Here is a 22,878-nt window from a genome sequence, read left to right on the forward strand (position 1 = left end):
ATACAATATTCCTATCATGTTGAGTGAGGTGAACGACGGATGAGTGCCTATGTCAATATCACTGAAGTCGGTATGTTTCTACTCGTAGGGTTGTTGTTTATCCTGTTAAACCTTGTTTTGTTAGTAAAGCGTTATACGAGAGCCCGTTTTGCGATGCTGAGCATCCTTGCGGCGAGCGTTTGGCCGGCATTGATGATTGTTCTATCCGTAGAGCAATTGAGTGTGATCGATCAATTGACCTCTGGTGAATGGACGCTAGATGCTGCCCTCGCGTGGGGAGTCGTCCTCTCGACAGCGCTCATGACGATCATTCCGGCAGGTGTCTTTTTATATCGGCTCGTGACCATTTCACGATTACATTCTGAACATTAAAAGGAGCGACCGTCGCCGGGCGCTCCTTTTTTTATGTCGTTGATTCAGCGGCATTGCCGTCTGTCGGTTTTTGAACGCGGCGCAAGACTTCAAGACTGAGAGCGCGTGGCATCAGCTTGGCGAACCCGACTAATAACTGGTTCGAGAGACCTGGTACGATGACGCGCTTATTATTCATTACCCCTTTATAGCCAAAGAAGGCGACGAGGTGTGAAGGCATTTTCGAGAAGGATAATTCACTCCCAGCACGATCAAAGAAGTTCGTATCTGTCGGCCCAGGGCAAAGGACACTGACGTGGACACCGCTTCCTTTCACTTCTGCATGTAACGCCTCGGTAAGTGAGAGTACATAAGCCTTCGTCGCATAGTATACAGCCATATACGGACCAGGTTGGAATGCGGCGACGGATGCGACATTCAATACATAACCATGGTCTCGTTCAAGCATACCGGGAAGATAGGCTTTCGTCAGTTCGGTCAACGTATTGACGTTCAATCGGACCTCGTCCGCCTCTGTCTCAGCATCAAGGTCGGCAAATGCTCCTGCCGTGCCGAACCCTGCATTGTTGATCAAAAAGTCGACGGTCAGTCCAGCCTCATCAATCATTTTAGTCAAGCGGGATGCTGCGTCATGCTTTGCCAAATCAAGCGCGAAGACGTGGACGTTGATTCGATATCTCGTTTCAAGTACTTTTTTTAGTTCGTGTAAGCGTGGCTCGTTTCGCGATACGAGAATACAGTCGTATCCGTCTCGAGCGGCGAGTACGGCCAAGTCTAAACCGATTCCCATCGAGGCACCGGTGATTAAAGCTGTCTTTGACAACGTGATCCACTCCTTTTAAGAAAAGTCATACATTGTTACTGAATTCTTCACGAGTTGTTAAAATCCTGCTCCGTTTGCACATTCAATCCTATGCTAAAGTATAGCAAGAAAATGTGATTAGACTCACAAAGTAGGGAGAAGAATAATGATGATGATTCAGCTCGTCACTACGGCGCAAAGCGTCGAACAAGCAGAAGCGTTAATTAAAGCGGGTACGGACCGATTATATATTGGGAATTCACGGTTCGGATTACGTCAAAAAGGAGACTGGACGATTGATGCTGTGAGAGAAGTCACACAACTTGCCCATCGGTATGGAAAAGAAGTGACGGTGGCCGTCAATAACTTGATGCATAACGACCACATTCAAGAATTGCCTGACTATTTACAAGCGTTGAAAGCGATTGGAGTCGATGATGTGACAGCTGGAGATCCCGGGGCTATCCGTCTGATTCGTCAAGCGAAAATCCCATACTGGTACGATGCTCAAACACTCGTCACGTCCTCCAAACAGATTCAGTTCTGGGCAAAGCGTGAGGCAATCGGGGCGGTTGTCGCGCGAGAAGTCACGCTTGAGGAGTTGGTTTTGATTCAACAACAAATCGGACTCCCGGTAGAAGTACAAGTATACGGTCCGACATGTATCCATCATTCGAAGCGACCGCTCGTGACGAACTATTTCAATGAGCTCGGGCGTCCCTCTGAAGAGGCAAAACAACGTGAGTTTTATATGAGTGAACCGGCAGATGCGTCGAGTCGTTATCCCATCTATGAGGACGAGAATGGTACACATATTTTCTCAGAAGATTTGACGCTCATGGCGCAGTTGCCGACATTAGTCAAACATGGCCTTCACACATGGAAACTCGACGGGTGGCACGCGGGAGAACAGTTCGTTGAGATTGTGCAGTTGTTTACCATAGCACGGGCGAATCTGTTGAACGGTCAATTCGACCGAATCGAGATGGAGCATCGCCTTAGAGAATTACAACCGGAAGCGTTTCGACTCGGTACAGGATTATTGTTACGCAAACCAGAAGAGATCAAGTGAGGGATCAAGATGAAACAACGTCCAGAATTATTAGCGCCAGCAGGAAACTTAGAGAAATTGAAGATGGCAATCCATTATGGTGCCGATGCGGTTTATATCGGCGGGCAACAGTTCGGGTTACGTTCGCGTGCCGGTAACTTTAGTTATGACGAGATGCGTGAAGGTGTGGCTTTTGCACATGCTCGCGGTGCAAAAGTATATGTCGCCGCAAACATGGTGACGCATGAAGGGGATATCGCGGGAGCGGGTGATTTCTTCCGCACGCTCCGTGACATAGGGATTGATGCGGTCATCGTCTCTGACCCTGCAATGATTGAGACATGTCTATCTGAGGCGGAAGGGTTGCCGGTTCACCTATCGACACAAGCTTCCGCGACGAACTATGAGACGCTTCGCTTTTGGAAAGAAGAAGGGCTCGAACGAGTTGTGTTGGCCCGTGAAGTATCGATGGATGAAATAGTGCAGATGAAACAAGAAGTCGATGTCGAGATCGAGACGTTTGTCCATGGGGCGATGTGTATCTCATACTCAGGACGTTGTACGCTGTCGAATCATATGACGTTGCGTGATGCCAATCGAGGTGGGTGTGCCCAGTCGTGCCGTTGGAAATATGGTTTCTTCGAAGAGGGAGATCTCTTGACGGAAGAGATGGAGGCACGAGATGAAGAACCGTTCTCCATGAGTTCTGTCGATTTATCGATGGTCCGACATATTCCTGACTTGGTCGACGCGGGAGTCGACAGCTTGAAAGTCGAGGGACGGATGAAATCGATCCATTACGTCGCAACCGTCTGTAACGTCTATCGCCAGGTGATTGACGCATATTGTGAAGACCCTGAGAACTTCGAGTTTGACCCGGCGTGGGAAGAAGAGATTTGGAAAGCGGCACAGCGAGAACTGGCGAGTGGCTTCTATTACGGGATCCCGACCGAAAAGGAGCAATTGTTCGGAAAACCCCGTTCGATTCCTCAATACGCTTTTGCAGCTCGTGTGATCTCATACGATGGGGTGAGCGGGATGGCGACACTCGAGCAACGTAACCACTTCTCCATCGGCGAAGAAGTTGAATTTTTTGGACCAGGATTCGTCCGTTTCTCCCAAGTCATCGAGACGATTGAAGATGTAGACGGTCAGCCGCTTCAGTCTGCCAACCAAGCGATGATGACCATTCGAGTTAAAGTGGACGAACCCGTCGCGACCGATTTCATCATGCGCAAGCGAAAAGGCGTCCCGGCACGCATTCTCGTCTGACACATCCATCGAGCCAACATAGTCGCCCGAACCATTCAATCCTGCTACCCTAGAAGGTAGAGACGGAGGGATGGAAGGATGAACCAAAATACGGAGCAATTGCGGACAGAGCCCATCGGCCGACTCCTATTCAAATTATCGCTACCTGCGATGATCGGGATGCTCGTGACGGCGCTCTACAACATCATTGATACGATTTTTGTCGCCCGTGGCATTGGCGCTTCGGCCGTCGCAGCCATCGGGATTGCGTTTCCTATACAGATGATCTTAATGGCCGTGTCGAGTGCCGTCGGTCTCGGTGGAGCCTCCATCAGTTCTAGGAAGTTAGGAAGAGGAGACGATGCTGGGGCGGCTGTCACGTTTTTGAATGTGCTCGTCCTCGTCGGTCTGTTCGCGGCACTCGCCGTCAGTTCCGCCTTCTTTATGCTAGATGAGATTTTAATGGTGTTCGGAGCGACGTCCGAGATTATGGAGCTCAGTCGACAGTACTTATCGGTTGTATTGATTAGTTCACCGTTCTTTATGTTCACACTTGCTTCAAGTGCGATGGTTCGTGCTGAAGGACAGGCACCATATCAAATGAAGGTCATGTTGACGACCGTCCTCGTCAATCTCGTGACGACGCCCCTTTTCATTTTTACGTTCGACTGGGGAATGTACGGAGCAGCAACTTCGACGGCACTCGCCCAAGTCGTTGGTTCCGTATTGATGCTTCGATTCTTCTTCGCACGAAAACCAAAAACGGAACTGCGCTTCAAATGGCGACAGTTCCGGATACGATTTGATGAGATGAAAGAGATCATGGCAATCGGCTCCTCTTCGTTCATCATGATGGTGTCTCAATCGATTTTATTCGTCGGCGTCAACGTGATGCTCGGAACGTACGGTGGGACGGAGGAGCTGGCGATTTTCGCCATCATCAATAAATTTATGGCGCTCGTCGGTATGCCAATCATGGGGATTGTCCAAGGGATGCAACCGATTGTTGGATATAACTATGGTGCCGAGCGATTTGACCGTATGCGTGAAACCATTTGGACGGCGATGCGAGCAGGAATTGCGATTGCTGTGATCATTTGGCTCATCTTGCAGTTGTTCCCGAATACGTTGATGGGGTGGTTCTCGACAGATGAGGCATTAATCGCAGGAGGCGTAACGGCGATTCACATTTTGTTCGCGGTCTCGTTTTTACCGAGTGTTCAAATGCTCGTCAACGGTATATATCAATCTCTTGGGAAAGCACGGGTCGCCATGTTCTTGTCCCTTTCGCGTCAGACGCTCTATACGATTCCGCTCGTCTTCATTCTCCCATCGTTCTTCGGGGTATTTGGGGTATGGCTGGCGTTTCCGATTGCTGATGCGATGACGTTTTTGACGGCGGTCGCCTTGGCGTTCTGGGATCGTAAATTGTTGTTCCGTCCTTCAGAAGAGAATGCGGAGACGCATGAAGCTAATCCGAAAGCGACAAACTTATAATCAAATCATCAAACGTCCGCTCGTGTCGAGCGGGCGTCTTCTTTTAGGAACAAATAAATCCCTCCAAGTAAGACGATGGCTCCGAGCCATTGAAATGGACCGAGACGCTCACCAAAGAAGGCGTACCCGAAAAGCATTCCCCACAATGCCTCCCCGAGAATCGTGATACTGACAACAGTGGCACTGACTCGGGCTAAAGCGTAATTGAATAGATTGTGCCCCAAAATCGTCGGGAAGAAGGCGAGGGCAAGGAAATACCACCAGTTGACGGTTTCAAAGTCGGTGAATGTCGTCCCGCGAACGAGGAGCATGAAGCAAAGGACGACCGTTGCGACGAGATAGACGCTAAAGGAATATGTATTCGTATTCATCGATGTCCGCACATGTTGGCCGACAAGCCAGTATCCCGCGATCAGGAGTGCGGCGATCAGCGCGAGCAGATCTCCGAACAGTGCTTCTCGTCCAAGTTGAATATCACCAGCAGCGACAAGCATACCACCGAGGACGGCAACGAGCGCGTATGCCAATCCTTTTCGAGTCGGGTTCTTTTTAAAGATCAACGCATTTCCAATCAAGACGAAAATCGGACTTGAGGTGACGAAGAGTGTTGAACTGGCGACCGTCGTATAATCGAGAGATAAAAACCAAAGCCAAAAGTGAAACGCGAGCAATGTTCCGCTCAGTAACAAGGCATATCGTGTCATGAGTCGAGTGGTGATAAGTGATTTGAAATCGACGAACGGGAGTAGCATAAGACACGTGATCAGCATGCGGTAAAACGCAGCCGTCTCGGCTGGAGCGGACGTCCATTTGACGAACAAAACGCTCGTCGACAAGAAAAAGACAGCGGCGAATAAAATGAGATAAGACATGACGACACTCCTTCACATATGTATATTCTCTGTTAATCATATCGGAAAACAGCCGTGAGGCAAGACATGATTCATGAATCACAAACAAATGCTCCCCTTTCGCGGTGTCCATCCTCGACTTGGTATAGTAAAATACATAAGAAGAAGCAATCTAACCACGTACGTCTTGCCATAAAACTTAAGGCGAAGTAAGGAGTTCTTATGAGACTAATCATCGCGGAGAAGCCATCACAAGCTCAGAAGTTGGCGGCTCCCTACCCATCTAAAAAAAGAAAAGATGAGATTGAAATCTCACCTTGCTCACGTTTCCCAGAAGGAGCAATCGTCGTCTGGGCGGTCGGTCACCTGTGCGAACTACAGGAACCATCACACTATCGTCCAGAATGGAAGTCATGGAAATATGAGGCGCTTCCGATTGTTCCAGAGCGTTTTGATTATCGGATCTCAAAAGGAAAATCAAAACCGTTTTATGCCATAAAAAAATGGTTACACGACCGTTCCATCACAGACGTGATTATCGCTTCGGATGCTGAAAGGGAAGGAGAAGCGATTGTTCGCTTAATTCTTCGACTCGCAGGCAACAATAAACCGTTAGCACGGCTATGGATCTCGAGTCTGACGGAGCAAGCGGTCGATCGTGGATTCTCGCAACTGTTGCCGGGTGAGCAAACCGTCCCTTACTATCATGAAGCGATGAGCAGAGCATGTGCCGACTGGCTCGTCGGAATGAACGCCTCGCGTGCGTACACGACCTTGTTGAAAACGATTGGAATTGAGGACGTGTTCTCGCTCGGTCGTGTTCAGACTCCGACACTCGCCTTGATCGTCAATCGCGAACGCGAGATCAAGCAGTTTGTACCAGAACCGTACTTTGAAGTCGAGGCGACTCTCGCGAAAGGTCGAGGCACATTCAAAGCGAAATATACAGTCGGGAAGACGACGAAGTTAAAAACACGTGAGGAAGCAGACGCGGTCGTCAAACGCGCTTCTGGAACCGCAATCGTGAAAACGATTGATAAAGAAGAAAAAGTGGAGCACCCCCCATTTTGGTTCAGTTTATCCGGGCTTCAAGCCGAAGCGGGAAAACGGTTCGGTTTCGGGGCGAAAAAGACGCTTGATATCGCTCAAAAGCTCTATACGAAAGGTTGGATCAGCTACCCGCGGACGGATTCAGGTTTCGTCACTCCAGATGAAGCGACGCTATTCCCTCAGACGAAAGCGAGACTACTGAAGTCTGCTGCCTATGCTGGACTTCGCGATGTCTTAACCGAAGACCCGTCTAAGAATCGTCGGTACGTCAATGCGAAAAAGGTTAGTGACCACTACGCCATCATTCCGACTGAAGCATGTGGTGACGTCGCCCGACTCAGTGGAGACGAGGCAAAACTGTACGATTTGATCAACCGACGTTTCCTTGCCGCATTTGCACCTGCGGCGATGCTTGAGAAGACGACAGTTGATTTGATTGATGGGAACGACATGTATCGGGCAAAAGGGACCGTCGTCGTGAGTCCCGGCTATCGTCAAGTCGTCGAGATGAAATCAAAAGATGTCGAACTTCCGGCGTTGACTCTCGGTGAAGAGGTAAAAGAAAAGAAAGTCGAAGTGTTGTCGAAACAGACAGAGCCACCGAAACGGTATACCGAAGGGGCGCTCATTATGGCGATGAAGGTCGCCGGAAAACAGCTCGATGATGAAGAGTTGATTCATATCATGAAAGAAGTAGAAGGTCTCGGCACTGAGGCGACACGTGCTAACATTATCGATGGATTGAAGAAACGGGGCTATGTCCAACTTCAGAAAAAAGAGCTCGTCCCAACAGACAAAGGTCGTCTACTGATTGACGTGCTTGGGGACAGTATTTTAGCATCGCCCGTTATGACAGCGAAATGGGAGAAACGACTTCACGAAATCGGACAGGCATCTGCATCTGCTGCTGAATTCATTGAACAGGCCAAGAAGATGTCGATTCATTTGGTCGAAGAAGCAAAGTCACGGGTCGAAGCGGCAAACCCAGAAGGCTATACGATTGAGGCGAAGCGTTACGGCAAGAAGGGGACGACTCGACCGAAGGCGTCGTTCGGGGTTTGTCCGAATTGTGGTAAAGGCCTTGTTGAACATCCGAAGTTCATCGGCTGCAGCGGTTACCGGGAAGGCTGTCGTTTCACGGTCTCGAAACAGGTGCTCGGCGTAGGCCTCGTCAAAGATGAGTTGAAGCAAATGATCAATGGCGGTCAATCGAACGTGCATACGTTTAAAAAAGGCGAGAAGACGTTCAATGCTTCTCTATATCTTGAAAAAGGTACGTTACGATTCGAGTTCAAATAAAAGAAGGGTCGCGAATTAGAGCGGCCCTTCTGTTTTGTCAGTCGTTTCTTTTTTCTGGTCGTCCTCGATGCGACGATTGATTTCGTCATAGTCGAGAACGATATCGTCTTTGTTATCTTTATAGGCATATCCTTTTTGGATGACGACGATGGACGCGATGAGGACGAGTAAAATAATCAAGCCGCTGACGGCAAATATCCAGGCCATAAGAACCCCTCACTTTCTCTCTTCAGTATGCCAAATAGTAAGCCAGTTCTTCAACTAGAATGAACAAACGGCAATTTCGTCTGATAAATGAAAAGATATGGTACAATACGATGTAGAACATTATGTAGAGAAGGAAGGGATAGACATGGCGATTTTGATTGTGGATGACGAACCGGTCAATACACTCGTTCTCGAGCAACTGCTTCACCAACACGACTATGAGACGGTCTCGGTCTCGAGCGGGGAAGAGGCGCTCGACTTATTGATGGCCCCACAAGCCGCATCGCTGTATGATCTCGTCCTGTTGGATGTCGAGATGCCTGGAATTTCTGGGATTGAGACATGTAAACGAATTCGTCAGATGGCTGATTATGAAGAAATGCCAGTCATTATGGTTTCGGGTCGTACAGATGAAAAGCAGATTGCAGAAGGACTAGATGCAGGAGCGTCAGATTATACGACGAAACCGATCAAAGTGACGGAGCTACTCGCGCGAATCCGCTCTGCTCTCCGCTATAAAGCGGCCGTCGACGAGCGGAAAATTTATGAGGCCCGTCTTCAATACGATTTGGATCTTGCGCAAAAAATTCAACAAAGTGCACTTACTCCACCGATCAGTAATGAAGAGATTGACGTACGTGCCCTCTATTTGCCATCAAAAAAATTGGCAGGGGATATGTATGCATGGTTCCAGGTCGCACCGGACCGTTATGGTGTCATCATCTTTGATGTCATGGGACACGGCGTCTCCTCAGCGCTCATCACGATGGGAATTCGTTCGATTTTACCGGGACTTGTCGGAAATGTGCAATATCCGGTGGACGTCATGACGGAGTTAAATCGTCAGATGACGTTCTTGTTCTCAGGTGATGATATGCATAGTTATTTTACAGCGGTGTATTGCTATATCGATACAACGAAGCGTCGAATCGAATATGTGAATGCTGGCCATCCCCCAGTCATTGTGTCGTCAAAAGAAGGCAACTGTCGTCTTGAGACGACAGGCGTACCAGTCGGCATGTTTGAAGAACCGAACTATGAGTCGAAAGAGATTGATATTACGACGGATATGACACTTCACATGTACACGGACGGGCTGATGGAATGTTACAGCAAAGATATCGATGATGGGATTCGTTGGCTTGAGAAGGACGTTGGCACGTACGGTCTCGACTATAGCCGTCACGTCGCAGAGCAACTCGTACCGAAAATTGAAATTGAGGATGACCTTTGTCTCGTCACGGTCAAAATCACATAAGAAAGAGCCTGACGTATGATGCGTCAGGCTCTTGTTCGTTAGAAATATCGCTTTCGCCATAGGATGTAAAAGGCGAGACCAGAAAATCCGATCATCATAGCAATCGCCATGATGAAACCGAACGGCTGTCCTTCCCATGGGACTTGCACGTTCATCCCGAAGATTCCAGAAATCATCGTCGGAATACTTAGGACGATGGTGATTGACGCCAAGAACTTCATGACGAAGTTGACGTTGTTCGAGATAATTGACCCGAATGCTTCCATCTTAATGCTAATGATGTCGTTATAAATCGATGCCATTTCCATAGCCTGGCGGTGTTCAACGAAGACGTCTTCTAACAGTTCTTCATCTTCTTCATGTTTCTCCAAACTTGGTGTCTTGACGATTCGGTCTAAGACGCTATCGTTTGCTTTCAAAGATGTCATGAAGTAGACGAGGGATTTCTGAAGATTCATCAATTGAAAGATTTCTTGGTTTCGCATTGAACGTTGTAGTTCCTGTTCAAGTTCGTCCATTCTCCGGTCGATTTGTCGCAAAAAGCGTAAGTACGTCATACTTACCCGATGTAAAATTTGAAAGACGAAACGACTTCGATAGTTCGTCCGGAACAGTCGTGCTTTGCCGTTTGCGAACAAGTTCAGGACGTCAAGCTCACGTGAGCAGACGGTGATGAAATGTCGTCCGGTCACGATGATACCGAGCGGGATCGTATTGTAGGCTCGACCTGTATCATCTTCCTCCACATATGGGACGTCAATGATCATTAGAAGTCCTTCATCATCTTTTTCAAAACGCGGTTTTTCTTCAATATCAAGTGGGTCATATACAAAGTCTTCTGGAATGCCGGACGCCTCGATGACTTGATCGGCCTCATCTTTTGTCGGATTCACGAGTTGAATCCAGCTTCCTTTATCAAAGTCTTCGATTTCATCCACATGGCCTGATGCGTCAGTACGGTAAATCGTCAGCATGCATCTTCCTCCTACCTTAACTCAATCTTATTATAGGTAGCCAAAAAGAAGAGTGCAATCCAAAGCAGGAGTTTTTTTGTTTTCTCCCGAAAACGTGTTACAGTGAAAGGGAACGATTGGATATCGTTTATTGAGGAGGGGTTACATTGACAAGAATGCCCGAAGATGCTCTGTTCAATGAAGATAAATTAGCGGAGCTCCACCAAATCGCAAATGGAAACATGGAATTTTTAAATAAAATTGCAACCACATATATTAAGCAGTTCGAGGCGAAATATCCTGAACTACAAGCAGCTGTTGAATCGAATGATTATTCACAAGTCGAACAACTCGCTCATTTACTAAAAGGAGCGTCTTATTCAGTCGGCTTGGAACAGACAGCGCTTCTTTTTCATGACCTTGAAGTTGCGGGCGAGAATGCACATCTTGATGGAGCAAATGAAACCCTTGCGACAATCGAGTCACACAGTAAGCGGTTTTTAATTGAATGGAACAATCATTTTGAACAGTTGACGTAAAAAAGTTTGCGACCGAGGAGTCGCAAACTTTTTTTGTTACCCTACAAATTCGTCGAGCGTCGCAATCAAGATCCCGATTTCGGGTTTCGTGATTTGGGCGTTGGCACCGACGGCCTCCCCCTTATGCTTCAAGTCATCTGAGATGAGAGAAGAGAAGATGATAATCGGAAGGGAAGCATAACGATCCATCTCCCGAAGGCGTTTTGTTAAATGGAGTCCGTCCATCTGTGGCATCTCGATGTCCGTGATGAGAAGGTCGCATTCCGCCCCATCTTGTTCGAACGCATCAAGCGCTTCCTTCCCGTTGTTGAAGACGGTCGTATTGAAGTAGCCCGCATCATCCAACGTATCGAGGATGAGGGAGCGGAGCATTTCAGAGTCTTCAGCAAGCCAAATGTTTTTGTTCGATCGCTCACGAGCACCGAGGCGTTTGACGGATTCGCGGGCCATGATGTCTTTACGAGAAAGCTCGAGTGCGATTCGTTCATAATCGAGTAAGATGATCATTTGGTCACCTGTTTTGACGACACCGTTCGTGATTCCTTGGACGCCGCGTGCAAGATCAGAAGGCGTGTCAATTTGCTCCCACGAGATGCGTTTAATCTCAGTCACTTGGTCGACACGAAGTACTGATTTTTCGCCGTTAAATTCACAGACGATCAAGCGATCGTCACTACCGACCTCACGTGGGTGATTGATGACCATCGGAAGATCGATGACGGTCATGACCTCGCCACGTAATTCGATGAGTCCCATAATTGCCTCTGGTGTACCCGGTAGAGGTGTCAACGGAAGCATCGTGATGATTTCACGTACTTTCATGACGTTGATGCCGAATAAGAACGGTCCGGCTTGGAAGATGACGATTTCAAGTTCGTTCGTCCCAGCCTCAAGTAAAATATTATGATCAGTGCTCAATGGTTGTCCCTCCTATTTCACGTACTCTCTTCTTTACTATCGGTCTCGAAGCATCAAATCTATAGTGAAAAGTTGTCGAACTCTCGTCAGAATTCACAAAAAGTTTCATAGTAACCGTTTACATCTTATAAACTGAATCGTTATAGTTGTCCAATGCAAAAAAATCTGCATACAATGGGGTTGGCAACGAGATATTACAGCTTACTCAGGAGGCAGATAGAGATGATGAGTATGAACACATATCCATATTTATTGAATGGTCAATGGCAGGAATCTTCAAGTCAGGAGACGATTGAACTCGTTTCACCATATAAAGACGAAGTCGTAGGTCGCGTTCAGGCGATGTCACGCGACGAAGTCGACGAAGCCATTCATGGCGCAAAACGTGCACAACAAGAATGGGCGGCGCTTCCGGTCAACAAGCGCGCTGAATTGTTGTATGCATGGGCAGAAAAACTCGAAGAACGCGTTGATGAGATCGGTCAAATCATCATGCAAGAAGTCGGGAAAAACTTGAACGACGCAAAAAAAGAAGTCGTTCGTACAGCTGAAATCATCCGCTACACTGCGGAAGAAGGTATTCGTTTCAACGGTGGATTCATGCAAGGAGATTCGTTCCCAGGTGGTTCGAAAAACAAGATGGCCATCATCAAGAAAGAAGCACTTGGTGTCGTTCTCGCGATTTCACCGTTCAACTACCCGGTCAACTTGGCAGCGGCGAAAATTGCGCCGGCTCTCGTCACGGGTAATGCGGTCGTCTTCAAACCGGCAACTCAAGGTGCAATCAGTGGAATCAAGATGGTCGAAGCCCTTCATGATGCAGGACTTCCAAAAGGTCTCTTAAATCTCGTGACAGGACGCGGTTCGGTCATCGGAGATTATTTGACGTCTCACCCAGGGATTGACATGATCACATTCACAGGTGGAACAGGTACAGGTCAACACTTGTCGCAACAAGCATCTATGGTACCGGTCGTGCTCGAACTCGGTGGAAAAGACCCTGCACTTGTCCTTGAAGATGCAGATTTGACACTCGCGGCAGATCAAATCGTCAGTGGTGCGTTTTCATATTCAGGTCAACGTTGTACAGCGATCAAGCGTGTATTCGTTCTTGAAGAACAAGCAGATGAACTTGTCGCTATGTTGAAAGAACGCGTCGCGAAACTTTCAGTCGGATCTCCTGAAGAGAACAGCTTCATCGTTCCTTTAGTCGATGCGAAGACGACGGATTACGTTCAAGGTTTGATTGACGATGCGGTCAATAAAAAGGCGACGGTCGTTCACGGGAACGAACGTGAAGGAAACCTTATTTATCCGACATTGCTCGATCACGTGACGACAGACATGCGTGTCGCCTGGGAAGAACCGTTCGGACCAGTCCTTCCTGTCATCCGAGTGAAATCACTCGACGAGATGATTGAATTGACGAACGAATCTGAGTTCGGTCTTCAAGCGAGTGTCTTCACACAAAACGTGAACAGCGCCTTCACTGTTGCTGACAAGTTAGAAGTCGGTACGGTCCAAGTGAACGGGCGCACAGAACGTGGCCCAGACCACTTCCCGTTCATCGGTGTGAAACAATCGGGACTCGGCGTTCAAGGGATTGGACGTAGCCTCGAGACGATGACGCGTGACAAAGTGACGGTCATCAACCTATAAGAATCAAATTTCGTGAGGGGGAGACATCCCCCTCTTTTTTGTTTGATTGAAAACGCATCTTTCAGACGGGTATAATGGAGAAAGACAGGAAGAAGGGATGGTGATGACGTGGCGGACTGGATTTCAAGCCAACTGGCAAGACTCGATATTCCGACACCGTTCGAAGTTGGAAACGTGAACGTATATATCGTTGAACATATGAACCGCTTTTTTATGGTCGACTGTGGACCAGATACGGAAGAAGCGTGGACATCATTGAATCAGCAACTTGAAGAGCTTGAACTATCGTTGTCTGACATCGACTTTTTATTTTTGACACATCATCATGCCGATCATGCAGGGCAGGCGTGGCGACTTCGCGACGCATCAATTCCCGTGTACGGGCACGAGAAGCTCGTTCGATACTTAGAACAGACCCCAAATTTTTTAAAGCGGGGCAACCACTTTTTACATGAACTGGCCCTCTCGTTCGGCGCACCAGAGCAACTCGTGGAAAAATTGCCAGATTATCGGGAAGCGTTACGTTGGATCGGACCGACGACCGTCACGATGACATTCAGTGACGGACAAGCCGTGACATCGGACGGGGCGTGGCAGACAATCCATTTGCCGGGACATGCGAGCGACCAGCTCGGGCTGATAGGTCCTGGTGGAGTCTTAATCGCGGGAGATCACTTGATTGATAAAGTCGAACCGAATCCCCTCATCGAACAGCCATATGATGATGAAGGATTTGCCTCACCGGTCATTCTCTATATCGATTCGCTCAAAAAATTGCGCGGAATCGATTTAAAACTTGTCGTCAGTGGGCACGGTGAACCGATTCATCATCCGAACGATTTGATTGAGAGTCGAATTCGTCAGCGGTATGAGCGAAGTGAACAATTGCTCGCCGATTGGGAAGATGGTCTCAGTGTGTTTGACTGGTCGATGAAATTATATGGAAGAAAGATGCGAAGCGGTTTGCCGCTTGTCTTTAGCGAAGTGTTCGCAAGACTCAGTTTACTTGAGGAACGTGGCGACATCGAAAGGCGTCGAGATAACCAAAAATGGATTTATACAAAGAAAGAAGCGATGTCATGAAACGGGTAGTCATTACAGGTGCGTCAAGCGGGCTCGGTGCCGCATTGGCGCATTCTTTTTATGAACAAGGATATAACGTATTGTTGATTGGAAGAAATGAAGATCGATTAAAAACGATTGCGACGACGTGCGAGGGAGACTGGATATGCGCAGATGTCACGAAGTCGGAAGCTCTCGTAAATGAGGTAATCGAACGAATCGGGAAGTTTGATGTATGGGTCAACAATGCAGGGATGGCCGAATTTGATTTCGTAACGGATCAATCAACCGATGTGATGGAAGAGACGATGCGTGTAAATGCGGTCGCCCCGATGCTATTGTCGAGAGATGCTGCCAATGTGTTAGAGCGTGGAGGCGTCATCGTAAATATTTGTTCGCAAGCAGGGAAAGTGCCGACACCGAAGTCCGCCGTCTACGCCGGTTCAAAGGCAGCACTCTTGCAATTCTCGAATGCATTGCGATTAGAATTGAAGCCACGTGGAATCCATGTCATGACCGTCAACCCGGGACCGATTGCCACGCCGTTCTTCGATCGAGCCGATAAGAGTGGTACATATGCCCATAGTGTTCAAGGTATTATGCTCGATCCGAAGCGCTTGGCAGACGCAATCGTCAACGGGAGTCGCAAACGTAAACGCGAAATTAATGCCCCTTGGTGGATGAACGTTGGGGCGAATGTGTACGCAATCTGCCCAAACATGTTCGAAATGCTCGCAAAACGGGGATTTGAGAAAAAGTAAAAAGGGGGAGAACGATGAAGAAATGGAGAATCTTGCTCGCAACGTGTATGCTCGCGTTTGTTGCAGCATGTGGGAATGAAGAACAGGTCGAGTTCTCGGACTCATTTGAAGCGGCGACCGAGTCCGCAAAAGGGTCGACCGTCAATCTATATATGTGGGGTGGAGACGAGGGAATTAACAGCTACATTGATGACTACGTCGCCCCTCGCCTTGAGGAATCTTATGAAGTCGAATTGAATCGTGTCGCGATGGATACGGCCGAATTCATTCGACAGCTCTCACTCGATCAAAAAGCGGATCGAGAGGTCGGGACGATCGATGTCGTCTGGATTAATGGCGATAATTTCCGAAATGCGAAAGAAGCTAAACTTTTGCGTGACGGATTGATGGAACGTATCCCAAACGCCAAATTGTTGAATGAGACGGCTCAACAATCAGATGCCGGCACGCCGACGGATGATTTGGAACTCGCATGGGGAAATGTACAGTTTATCTTGCATTATGACGCAGCGAAAGTCGATGATCCTCCGGAATCGTTTGAAGAATTACGTCGCTGGACCGAAGACAACCCAGGTCGTTTCACGTATCCTGAAGTCACCGATTTCACCGGCAATGCATTCGTTCGCCATCTTTTATATGAACGTTATGGAGATGAGTTAGACAAAAATGCAACCATTGAGGAGTCGTTCTGGGATGACTTGAAAGCTTGGTCACCGAACTTATGGAAAGAAGGACAGACGTATCCGAAGACGCTCGAGCAACTCGATCAGTTATATGCATCCGGAGATGTTTGGATGACGATGGGATTCAATGAGCGCCGAGCCGAAGCGGAAGTGAAGGAAGGCATCTTCCCGAAAGAGACACGTGCCCTCGTCTTAGATCACTCGATTGCCTCGACGCACTTTTTGGCAATCCCGTTCAATGCTCCTAATCCGGATGGGGCACTCGTCCTCATTCAAGAATTATTGTCGCCTGAAGCACAGCTCGTCAAACAAGGACCTGACTATTGGGGAGATGGGACATCGCTCGATTTGACGAAGCTTGACGAGCGAGACCAGCAAGCGTTCGAAGAACTTGGAGATGGCGTGACGTATCCGGATCCAGAACAGTTACTCGAACGTTCGATTCCAGATTACGGACCAGACGTGATCGATACCGTCCGCGAGGAATGGCCACGTGTTGCGAAGTAGTGTCGCGTTAACAATTCTCGTATCCCTTTTGCCACTCGCCGCCCTCGTCTTTTTAGGGGTCGAATCGATCGGGACGGATTGGCGCGTGCTGTTGTCGGATGAGACGTGGCGAGATAGCCTATTCACGACATTTTATGTCGTCAGTGTGTCGACAGTCCTATCACTCATCCTCGGAACGTGGTTCGCGCGAACGGTCGTTAAAAAGGGATGGCACCTCACATCGACCATACTGAAAGTCCCGATGTTCGTCCCACATATCGCAGCTGCCTATTTGTTTTGGCTATTGTTTAGCGGGTCGGGCGGTATCGGCTGGATTGAAGCGAACGAGCGAAATTATGCGACGGTCATCCTCACGTACATATGGAAGGAGACACCGTTTGTTTTCCTAATGATGCTCGGGACGTATGAACAGTTGAATCGGAGTTATGTAGAGACGGCGAAGACACTCCAACTCTCACCACTTGACCAGTTTAAACATGGGGAGCTCCCGTTTTTGATTAAACCGTTGCTCGATTCGACATGGATTCTAGTCGCCTTTATCTCGTTCGCATACGAGGTGCCGGCATTACTTGGTGTGACCTATCCGAAACTACTTGGCGTGCTCGCATATGAACGACTGTCTACGGGACTATATTTGGAGGCGACCGAGCCATACGCGGTAGCGCTCGTGTGGACATGTCTAGTCGGAATCGGCGTATTCACGACTTACTTCTTCACCGCATCCGTTCGGAGACGGATTGAACGGGGGGTGAGACGATGATTCGTCAAGTGCTCATCATCTCACTGGTCTTAATCCCATTCGTCAGTCTGTTTTTAGCGATTCCGGCGATCGAATTTGAAAACAGAGAAGCCATTTTTCATTCGATTGGACTAATCGTCCTATTATCCGCGATCAACGTGTGGCTCGCGACGGCATTTGCCTGGTGGCTCTTATGGACAGAATCGAAATGGCGGTATATTTTGGAATGGCTTGTATTTTTACCGTTGTTCATTCCGATGCTTGCTACACTATTTGGTCTGTATCTCATCTTGGCAGAAGCTGGACTGATTGGAACGTATATCGGTGTCTCGCTTGGCTTGCTCGTCGTGACGTTACCCTATTCGATTCGTCTTGCCTATAACGGAATGGCCGTCATCGGTCGTCCACTTTTAGAACAGGCACAATTATTGCCGATGAGACGACGCTTCATTTACGTGTTGTTTCCGCTCTTTTCTCGAACAATGAGAACAATCGCCTTATTCACGACCGTCATTTTGCTAAGCCAATTTGCGCTCATCCAGCTGATTGGCGCTGGGTTGATTCCGACGGTGACGACAGAACTATATCAATCTTATGCCGGAAACAATCTGAGCCTCGCGCTCTCAAACACATGGATGCTCATCTTTTTCCCCGTATTGATCTACTTCCTGCTCTCAGGATGGAGTCGGTGGATGGTGCGCATGCTGAAAGGACGTCTGCAATGAGTTTGAATGTAATAGCGATACGGAAACAATTTGGAACAAGACAAATACTAGATAGTGTCGATTTTGAGGTTCAGCCTCATGATATTCATGCAATTGTCGGGGTGAGTGGCTCAGGCAAGTCGACGATTTTACGAATTATCGCAGGGTTAGAGACGACTGATGGGGGAGACGTATTGTGGAATAATCGATCTTTGCTTAATATCCCGGCACACAAGCGACGCGTGACGATGCTATCGCAGTCTGCTTTGTTGTTTCCTCATCTGACGGTAGGAGAAAATGTCACGCTCGCGACACGTAGCCGTTCACGTAAACAAGCAGAAGAGTGGTTACAAGTCGTTCGCCTTGGTGACCGTTACGATGCCGAGATACACGAACTGTCTGGTGGCGAGCAGCAACGCGTCAGTCTCGCGCGAGCGCTAGCGGCAGAACCAGAACTTCTTTTACTGGATGAACCGTTCACAAACTTAGACCCAAAATTAAAAGTCGACCTGCAGCGCTTTATTCGTGATTTAGTGAAAGAACTCAAACTCACAGCGATTCTGGTCACCCATGACCGGGAAGAGGCGATGCTCATGGCAGACCGAGTGACGTTACTCGAATCAGGCGAAGTGACGAGGACAGGAACAGTCGAGCAATTATACGACACCGCACCTGGCTTCGGAGATTTTGTGATGCTTGAGGGCGAACTGCGTCCGTTGGCTGAAGTCGAAGTATCTGAAACGGCCGGTGAACCGGTGCAACTGATGAAAAAAATTTATCGGTTCGGTCAGTGCTTCGGTGAATATCATTTTGAGGATGGACGGTCGGTCATGTTATCGACGGAAGAATCGTTCCAAATCGGAATGATGTATCGAATCAAACGAAAGGAGGGATAATATGCTCGATACGTACGGAAGTCGTTACGTACAACCTGTCATAGAACGAGGGGCGGATCGACTGCTCAAGTGGAACTTTACACCGAATGAAGTGACAATCCTTGGTGGAATGATAGGAGTCTCAACAGGAATCTTTATTTATAATGACATGCACTGGACTGCCGTCATCTTATTGTGGCTCTCTGGTTTGTTTGATGTATTAGACGGGACGATGGCCCGAAAATCTAAAACGAGTGGTTTTGGAACGGTACTCGACCTCGTGTTAGACCGGTTTGTCGAACTATCGGTCGTGATTGCCCTCGCACTTCGTTACCCGGAATATATGCCAATCTTTCTAATATTGATTGCCTCGTTCGTCATTGCGATGACACTATTTTTAGCTGTCGGGGCAAGTAGTTCAAGGAAATCGGAAAAGACGTTTTATTATCAACCAGGAATCATCGAACGAACAGAATGTTTCATCTTATTCACATTGATGATTCTCTTCCCGAACTGGGTTGGTGGAATCGCACTCATCTTTTTGTTGCTTGAAGTGATGACGATTACACAACGTTTCATTGAGGCGCGGAGGATTTTGCGATGAAACCAACATTAGTGTTGGCAGGACTTGGTCACGGTCAACTTGAGATTCTTGATCGTTTAGAGGAGATTCAAGAGCACTACGAAGTTCGATTCATCGGAGGAAGACAGACGGTGTATACCGGTGCGTTTCCACAAGTCATTGCGAAACTGATGCCGACCGCCACTGTGAGGCCACCTCAACTTGAACCGGTCGCAGAACGAGTCATCTCGATTGATCCTCGCGAGCAGACCGTACAAACGGAAAAGGGGGCGATTCACTACGATCAACTCGTGCTCGCGACGGGTGCAAAAAGCAGGGGAATTGGGACACCACTTAAACCGATGACACAAGCTCTACTCGAACGCATCGATTTGAGTCAGGAAGTGACAATCGTCGGTGGGGGGAAGGCCGGGGTGGAATTGGCGTTCACTTGCGCTCGGACGAAGAACGTGACGCTATATGCAAAACGGATCTTGCCAGAGGCGCCGACTCACACTAGAAAACAAATCGAACGTCTTTTAGTGAAGTCAGGCATTATGGTCGTAAAACAACAGCTTCAAAGTGACGAATCAGAAGGACTATTACTAGATGCGACTGGTGTTGTTCCCCTAGAATGGTGGGCTGAGTCCGGACTCGCAAAACCAGACAGGTTCATCGAGACGGATGCGTATTTGCGTCATGACCAGTTCAGAACGATTTATGTGACCGGAGACATGGCATCTAATTTGAATGGGGGTGTCGATGCTGTCAGGTCGGGGCGTTATGTCGCCAAGCGGTTACTCGGTGAAACGACCCGACCTTTTCGGAAGCGTCAATCGTTGAATATTTTATTGACGACATCAGGACATGCATTGTTGACATTCGGACGATTCACGTGGCATGGACGACTTCCATATTATTTGAAGCGATTCATCGACTCGCGATATGTGCGTCATTATAATTAGTGGATGGTGAGATGTTTCATTCACTCGGCAAATAGCCGATCACTTCGTTTGATTCAGGATCGACGAGCACGTGTGGAATTTCAATCGTGCGCTGCGAATCAGTTGGAAATGTGATGAGCCAAGCGTGTGTTTCTTTAAATTGTGAGTCGAGTAGCTCATAACGATCATCGACCTTGATCGATTGAATCGTGGCTTGTTTTGAATCTTCATTTACCGGCAGCCAATCCATCTGCTCCAAAAATAAAACGGCACTTTTGATGGCGTCCGCTTCATCATCAGAATATGTAGATGACGAAGTCGATGGGTGCATACAACCGGTTAACATCAAAATGGTCAAACATAACCCTGTGAAAAAGCGAGTACCTGTCATTTTCATTCACCACTCTCGGTTGGATATTTCTTACATTATAATCGAGAATGACAGATGCGTGTACAAAAAATCCTGCAGCCGAATGGTCTGCAGGAATTAGGTCATGCTTGAATCGTATCGAGGAATGAACGGATTTGCATCTCCGTCTTGGCGTTCGCCGAGTGGAGGTGTTCTTGTTTTACCCCGTCTTTATAATAAAGAAGTGAAGGGATGCCGCGAACTTCTTGTGCATCAGATAATTCTGGGAGTTCGTCGCGGTCGACGACATGCCAGTTAAACTGTGGATAGTCTTTGACGAGCTCGTCAACATACATGTCCAGACGTTTGCAGTCCGGGCACCATGATGTGGTGAAGACCACCATTCCATGATCTTTAGTAGCTTCGTCAAATTGTTGTGATGAATGAATCGGTTGCATAGACAACTCTCCTTTCTTCTATCTATTTTGTCGGGTTTTAAACGAGTCGTCAACAGATTGGCATTCTCGAATCCATAGAAGAATGTGATACACTTATAAAAATAGCATGATAAGGAAAAGGTGATGGATATGGCGTTACGTCACGCATTGCTCGGGTTATTGACCCATCAGCCTGCGACCGGGTACGCCCTGAACGCGACGTTCAAGGCGCAGATGATTCATTTTTGGAACGCACATCATACACAGATTTATCGGGAACTGTTAAAGATGGAAGAAGATGCACTTGTCTCAGCGGAGCATATTTCGCAACAGGAGTTGCCAGATAAGAAAATATATTCGATCACGGATCAAGGACGTGAAGAGTTGATCAATTGGCTTCGTCAACCGACATCGTTTCAACCAAAAATGAAAGATGAGAATCTGTTGCGAGTCAGTTTGCTTCAATTGTTACCGGTCGAAGAAGCGGTTCGATATATCGAAGAGACAAAAGCCCATCACGAACAAGTCGCTCAACAAATTCGGATGTTTCAGGAAGAACATCAATCCGATGAAGATACGCTCGGCTATTTGTTAACGAGTGAATATGCGATTCGGATGATGGAAAACTATGCCGGATGGGCAGACTGGGCGATTGAACAGATTAAAGCGCGTAATGAAAAACACGTGACCTGAACAAATCAGGTCACGTGTTTTGTATAAGGATGAATCGGTAGACGGGCGAGTAGTCGGTCTAGCACTTCTTCATCGACTTCAGTCTCGAATGCGCGAATCGTCTCGTTCAACTGCTTGACTGAAGAGGCACCCGGTAAGACGACGTCACAGAATCGTGTTGCGGCTTCGAGCGCATACGCCTGAATCGGTTTAGGCATCATCGCCAGTTCGCTTTCGAGTTCCTCTTTTCGCCACGCCTCGAATCCTTTATCACCAAGACGCGTCTCCCATTCATCTGTCAAAAGTCCTTTGGCAAGGACACCACGACCAACGATAGGAATCGATGTCTCGAGCGTTTCTGGACGTCGGTCGAGAAGCGAGTATGGCGTCATGAGCACATCGAGAGCACCCGACTCGACCCAATGGTTGATGACATTCGGTCGAATGGATGAGAGTCCGATTTGTCGGATGAGACCATCGCGCTTTTGTTTTTGTGCCCATTCGATTGTTGCGTCGAGGTCATCCTCAAGCGTACCGCCGTGAATATAGTATAAATCGAGGTAATCTGTTTGCAATCGTTCGAGCGATCCGTGTAACGCTTCCTCTAAGTAGGATGGATTAGGATTCCAGCGCATGCCGTCCTCGGTCAGTTCGTTTCCGCCTTTACTCGCTAAAAAAAGGTGTTTTCGTTCCTGGCCTAACGTTTCCCCAATCACGCGCTCGACAGCTTGTCGTGCATAGACATCTGCTGTATCGATATGGCGAATACCGGACTGAATCGCAGTCTCCAGAATTTTCTTCGCCTCAGTCTCTCCATGCTTTAAAATCGTCATCGTTCCGAGTCCGAGTTCACTCATATGGATTCCTCCTTGTTCG

Annotated in this window: 25 protein-coding genes; 17 read left to right on the forward strand and 8 right to left on the reverse strand. The window is 48.0% G+C overall.

The window, feature by feature from the left end; translation table 11 throughout:
- Nucleotides 1-39: 39 nt before the first annotated feature.
- The gene (locus tag KNO87_RS07365; protein ID WP_214794727.1) at nucleotides 40-372 is read left to right on the forward strand and encodes a hypothetical protein; all 333 of its coding nucleotides are present in this window, start codon (nucleotides 40-42) and stop codon (nucleotides 370-372) included.
- Nucleotides 373-403: 31 nt separating this feature from the next.
- Here KNO87_RS07365 and KNO87_RS07370 read toward each other — a convergent pair whose 3' ends face one another.
- Nucleotides 404-1,195, reverse strand: coding sequence for an SDR family NAD(P)-dependent oxidoreductase (locus KNO87_RS07370; RefSeq protein WP_251126782.1), 792 nt, complete (start codon nucleotides 1,193-1,195; stop codon nucleotides 404-406).
- A gap of 148 nt (nucleotides 1,196-1,343) precedes the next feature.
- Between KNO87_RS07370 and KNO87_RS07375 the strand changes: the two genes are divergently transcribed.
- The 3 genes from KNO87_RS07375 (at nucleotide 1,344) to KNO87_RS07385 (ending at nucleotide 4,973) form a co-directional block, all read left to right on the forward strand.
- The gene (locus tag KNO87_RS07375) at nucleotides 1,344-2,246 is read left to right on the forward strand and encodes a peptidase U32 family protein (RefSeq protein ID WP_214795358.1); all 903 of its coding nucleotides are present in this window, start codon (nucleotides 1,344-1,346) and stop codon (nucleotides 2,244-2,246) included.
- A 9-nt stretch (nucleotides 2,247-2,255) separates the two neighbouring features.
- Nucleotides 2,256-3,497, forward strand: a complete 1,242-nt coding sequence (locus KNO87_RS07380; RefSeq protein WP_214794729.1) for a peptidase U32 family protein — start codon at nucleotides 2,256-2,258, stop codon at nucleotides 3,495-3,497.
- A gap of 78 nt (nucleotides 3,498-3,575) precedes the next feature.
- Nucleotides 3,576-4,973 carry an MATE family efflux transporter gene (locus tag KNO87_RS07385; RefSeq protein WP_214794731.1) on the forward strand — a complete coding sequence of 466 codons (1,398 nt, stop codon included), beginning with the start codon at nucleotides 3,576-3,578 and terminating at the stop codon, nucleotides 4,971-4,973.
- A gap of 8 nt (nucleotides 4,974-4,981) precedes the next feature.
- Here KNO87_RS07385 and KNO87_RS07390 read toward each other — a convergent pair whose 3' ends face one another.
- Nucleotides 4,982-5,845: a DMT family transporter gene (locus KNO87_RS07390; RefSeq protein WP_074033262.1), complete on the reverse strand. Its 864-nt coding sequence runs from the start codon at nucleotides 5,843-5,845 to the stop codon at nucleotides 4,982-4,984.
- A gap of 201 nt (nucleotides 5,846-6,046) precedes the next feature.
- Between KNO87_RS07390 and KNO87_RS07395 the strand changes: the two genes are divergently transcribed.
- Entirely contained in the window at nucleotides 6,047-8,173 is a 2,127-nt protein-coding gene (locus KNO87_RS07395; protein WP_214794733.1) for a DNA topoisomerase III, read from the forward strand.
- A gap of 15 nt (nucleotides 8,174-8,188) precedes the next feature.
- Here KNO87_RS07395 and ytzI read toward each other — a convergent pair whose 3' ends face one another.
- Nucleotides 8,189-8,380: a YtzI protein gene (gene ytzI / locus KNO87_RS07400; protein WP_214787593.1), complete on the reverse strand. Its 192-nt coding sequence runs from the start codon at nucleotides 8,378-8,380 to the stop codon at nucleotides 8,189-8,191.
- A 145-nt stretch (nucleotides 8,381-8,525) separates the two neighbouring features.
- Between ytzI and KNO87_RS07405 the strand changes: the two genes are divergently transcribed.
- The gene (locus KNO87_RS07405) at nucleotides 8,526-9,638 is read left to right on the forward strand and encodes a PP2C family protein-serine/threonine phosphatase (RefSeq protein WP_214787595.1); all 1,113 of its coding nucleotides are present in this window, start codon (nucleotides 8,526-8,528) and stop codon (nucleotides 9,636-9,638) included.
- Between the two features lie 38 nt (nucleotides 9,639-9,676).
- On the opposite strand, the gene KNO87_RS07410 is transcribed toward KNO87_RS07405, so the two are convergent.
- Complete coding sequence (locus KNO87_RS07410) at nucleotides 9,677-10,612, reverse strand: magnesium transporter CorA family protein (RefSeq protein ID WP_214787597.1); 936 nt, start codon at nucleotides 10,610-10,612, stop codon at nucleotides 9,677-9,679.
- A 155-nt stretch (nucleotides 10,613-10,767) separates the two neighbouring features.
- Here KNO87_RS07410 and KNO87_RS07415 point away from each other — a divergent pair, with 155 nt between their 5' ends.
- On the forward strand, nucleotides 10,768-11,130 hold the full coding sequence (locus KNO87_RS07415; protein WP_251126628.1) for an Hpt domain-containing protein: 363 nt from the start codon (nucleotides 10,768-10,770) through the stop codon (nucleotides 11,128-11,130).
- A 36-nt stretch (nucleotides 11,131-11,166) separates the two neighbouring features.
- On the opposite strand, the gene KNO87_RS07420 is transcribed toward KNO87_RS07415, so the two are convergent.
- Complete coding sequence (locus KNO87_RS07420) at nucleotides 11,167-12,048, reverse strand: chemotaxis protein CheV (RefSeq protein ID WP_214794737.1); 882 nt, start codon at nucleotides 12,046-12,048, stop codon at nucleotides 11,167-11,169.
- Between the two features lie 222 nt (nucleotides 12,049-12,270).
- Here KNO87_RS07420 and KNO87_RS07425 point away from each other — a divergent pair, with 222 nt between their 5' ends.
- The 9 genes from KNO87_RS07425 (at nucleotide 12,271) to KNO87_RS07465 (ending at nucleotide 20,565) form a co-directional block, all read left to right on the forward strand.
- Complete coding sequence (locus KNO87_RS07425; protein WP_214794739.1) at nucleotides 12,271-13,707, forward strand: NADP-dependent glyceraldehyde-3-phosphate dehydrogenase; 1,437 nt, start codon at nucleotides 12,271-12,273, stop codon at nucleotides 13,705-13,707.
- Nucleotides 13,708-13,815: 108 nt separating this feature from the next.
- Complete coding sequence (locus KNO87_RS07430; RefSeq protein ID WP_214794741.1) at nucleotides 13,816-14,790, forward strand: MBL fold metallo-hydrolase; 975 nt, start codon at nucleotides 13,816-13,818, stop codon at nucleotides 14,788-14,790.
- Nucleotides 14,787-15,530: an SDR family NAD(P)-dependent oxidoreductase gene (locus KNO87_RS07435; RefSeq protein WP_214794743.1), complete on the forward strand. Its 744-nt coding sequence runs from the start codon at nucleotides 14,787-14,789 to the stop codon at nucleotides 15,528-15,530. Before KNO87_RS07430 ends, KNO87_RS07435 begins: the two co-directional genes overlap by 4 nt.
- 14 nt (nucleotides 15,531-15,544) lie before the next feature.
- Entirely contained in the window at nucleotides 15,545-16,720 is a 1,176-nt protein-coding gene (locus tag KNO87_RS07440; RefSeq protein WP_214794745.1) for an ABC transporter substrate-binding protein, read from the forward strand.
- Nucleotides 16,707-17,480 (forward strand): ABC transporter permease, encoded by a 774-nt coding sequence (locus KNO87_RS07445; protein ID WP_214794747.1) that lies wholly within the window; start codon nucleotides 16,707-16,709, stop codon nucleotides 17,478-17,480. Before KNO87_RS07440 ends, KNO87_RS07445 begins: the two co-directional genes overlap by 14 nt.
- A complete protein-coding gene (locus tag KNO87_RS07450) occupies nucleotides 17,477-18,184 on the forward strand; it encodes an ABC transporter permease subunit (RefSeq protein ID WP_214794749.1) in 708 nt (235 codons plus the stop codon). Before KNO87_RS07445 ends, KNO87_RS07450 begins: the two co-directional genes overlap by 4 nt.
- On the forward strand, nucleotides 18,181-19,059 hold the full coding sequence (locus KNO87_RS07455) for an ABC transporter ATP-binding protein (protein WP_214794751.1): 879 nt from the start codon (nucleotides 18,181-18,183) through the stop codon (nucleotides 19,057-19,059). Before KNO87_RS07450 ends, KNO87_RS07455 begins: the two co-directional genes overlap by 4 nt.
- A gap of 1 nt (nucleotide 19,060) precedes the next feature.
- Nucleotides 19,061-19,642: a CDP-alcohol phosphatidyltransferase family protein gene (locus tag KNO87_RS07460; protein WP_214794753.1), complete on the forward strand. Its 582-nt coding sequence runs from the start codon at nucleotides 19,061-19,063 to the stop codon at nucleotides 19,640-19,642.
- Nucleotides 19,639-20,565, forward strand: a complete 927-nt coding sequence (locus KNO87_RS07465; RefSeq protein WP_214794755.1) for an NAD(P)/FAD-dependent oxidoreductase — start codon at nucleotides 19,639-19,641, stop codon at nucleotides 20,563-20,565. Before KNO87_RS07460 ends, KNO87_RS07465 begins: the two co-directional genes overlap by 4 nt.
- Nucleotides 20,566-20,581: 16 nt before the next feature.
- Here KNO87_RS07465 and KNO87_RS07470 read toward each other — a convergent pair whose 3' ends face one another.
- Together KNO87_RS07470 and KNO87_RS07475 are read right to left on the reverse strand one after the other, a co-directional pair.
- Nucleotides 20,582-20,902, reverse strand: coding sequence for a hypothetical protein (locus tag KNO87_RS07470; RefSeq protein ID WP_214794757.1), 321 nt, complete (start codon nucleotides 20,900-20,902; stop codon nucleotides 20,582-20,584).
- 134 nt (nucleotides 20,903-21,036) lie between these two features.
- Nucleotides 21,037-21,351, reverse strand: coding sequence for a thioredoxin family protein (locus tag KNO87_RS07475; protein ID WP_012726511.1), 315 nt, complete (start codon nucleotides 21,349-21,351; stop codon nucleotides 21,037-21,039).
- A gap of 129 nt (nucleotides 21,352-21,480) precedes the next feature.
- On the opposite strand from KNO87_RS07475, the gene KNO87_RS07480 reads away from it, so the two are divergent.
- Nucleotides 21,481-22,023 carry a PadR family transcriptional regulator gene (locus KNO87_RS07480; RefSeq protein WP_214787625.1) on the forward strand — a complete coding sequence of 181 codons (543 nt, stop codon included), beginning with the start codon at nucleotides 21,481-21,483 and terminating at the stop codon, nucleotides 22,021-22,023.
- A 5-nt stretch (nucleotides 22,024-22,028) separates the two neighbouring features.
- On the opposite strand, the gene KNO87_RS07485 is transcribed toward KNO87_RS07480, so the two are convergent.
- The gene (locus KNO87_RS07485) at nucleotides 22,029-22,859 is read right to left on the reverse strand and encodes an aldo/keto reductase (RefSeq protein WP_214794759.1); all 831 of its coding nucleotides are present in this window, start codon (nucleotides 22,857-22,859) and stop codon (nucleotides 22,029-22,031) included.
- Nucleotides 22,860-22,878 lie beyond the last annotated feature (19 nt).

The sequence above is a fragment of the Exiguobacterium sp. s34 genome, from assembly GCF_018617435.1.
Classification (GTDB): Bacteria; Bacillota; Bacilli; order Exiguobacteriales; family Exiguobacteriaceae; genus Exiguobacterium; species Exiguobacterium aestuarii.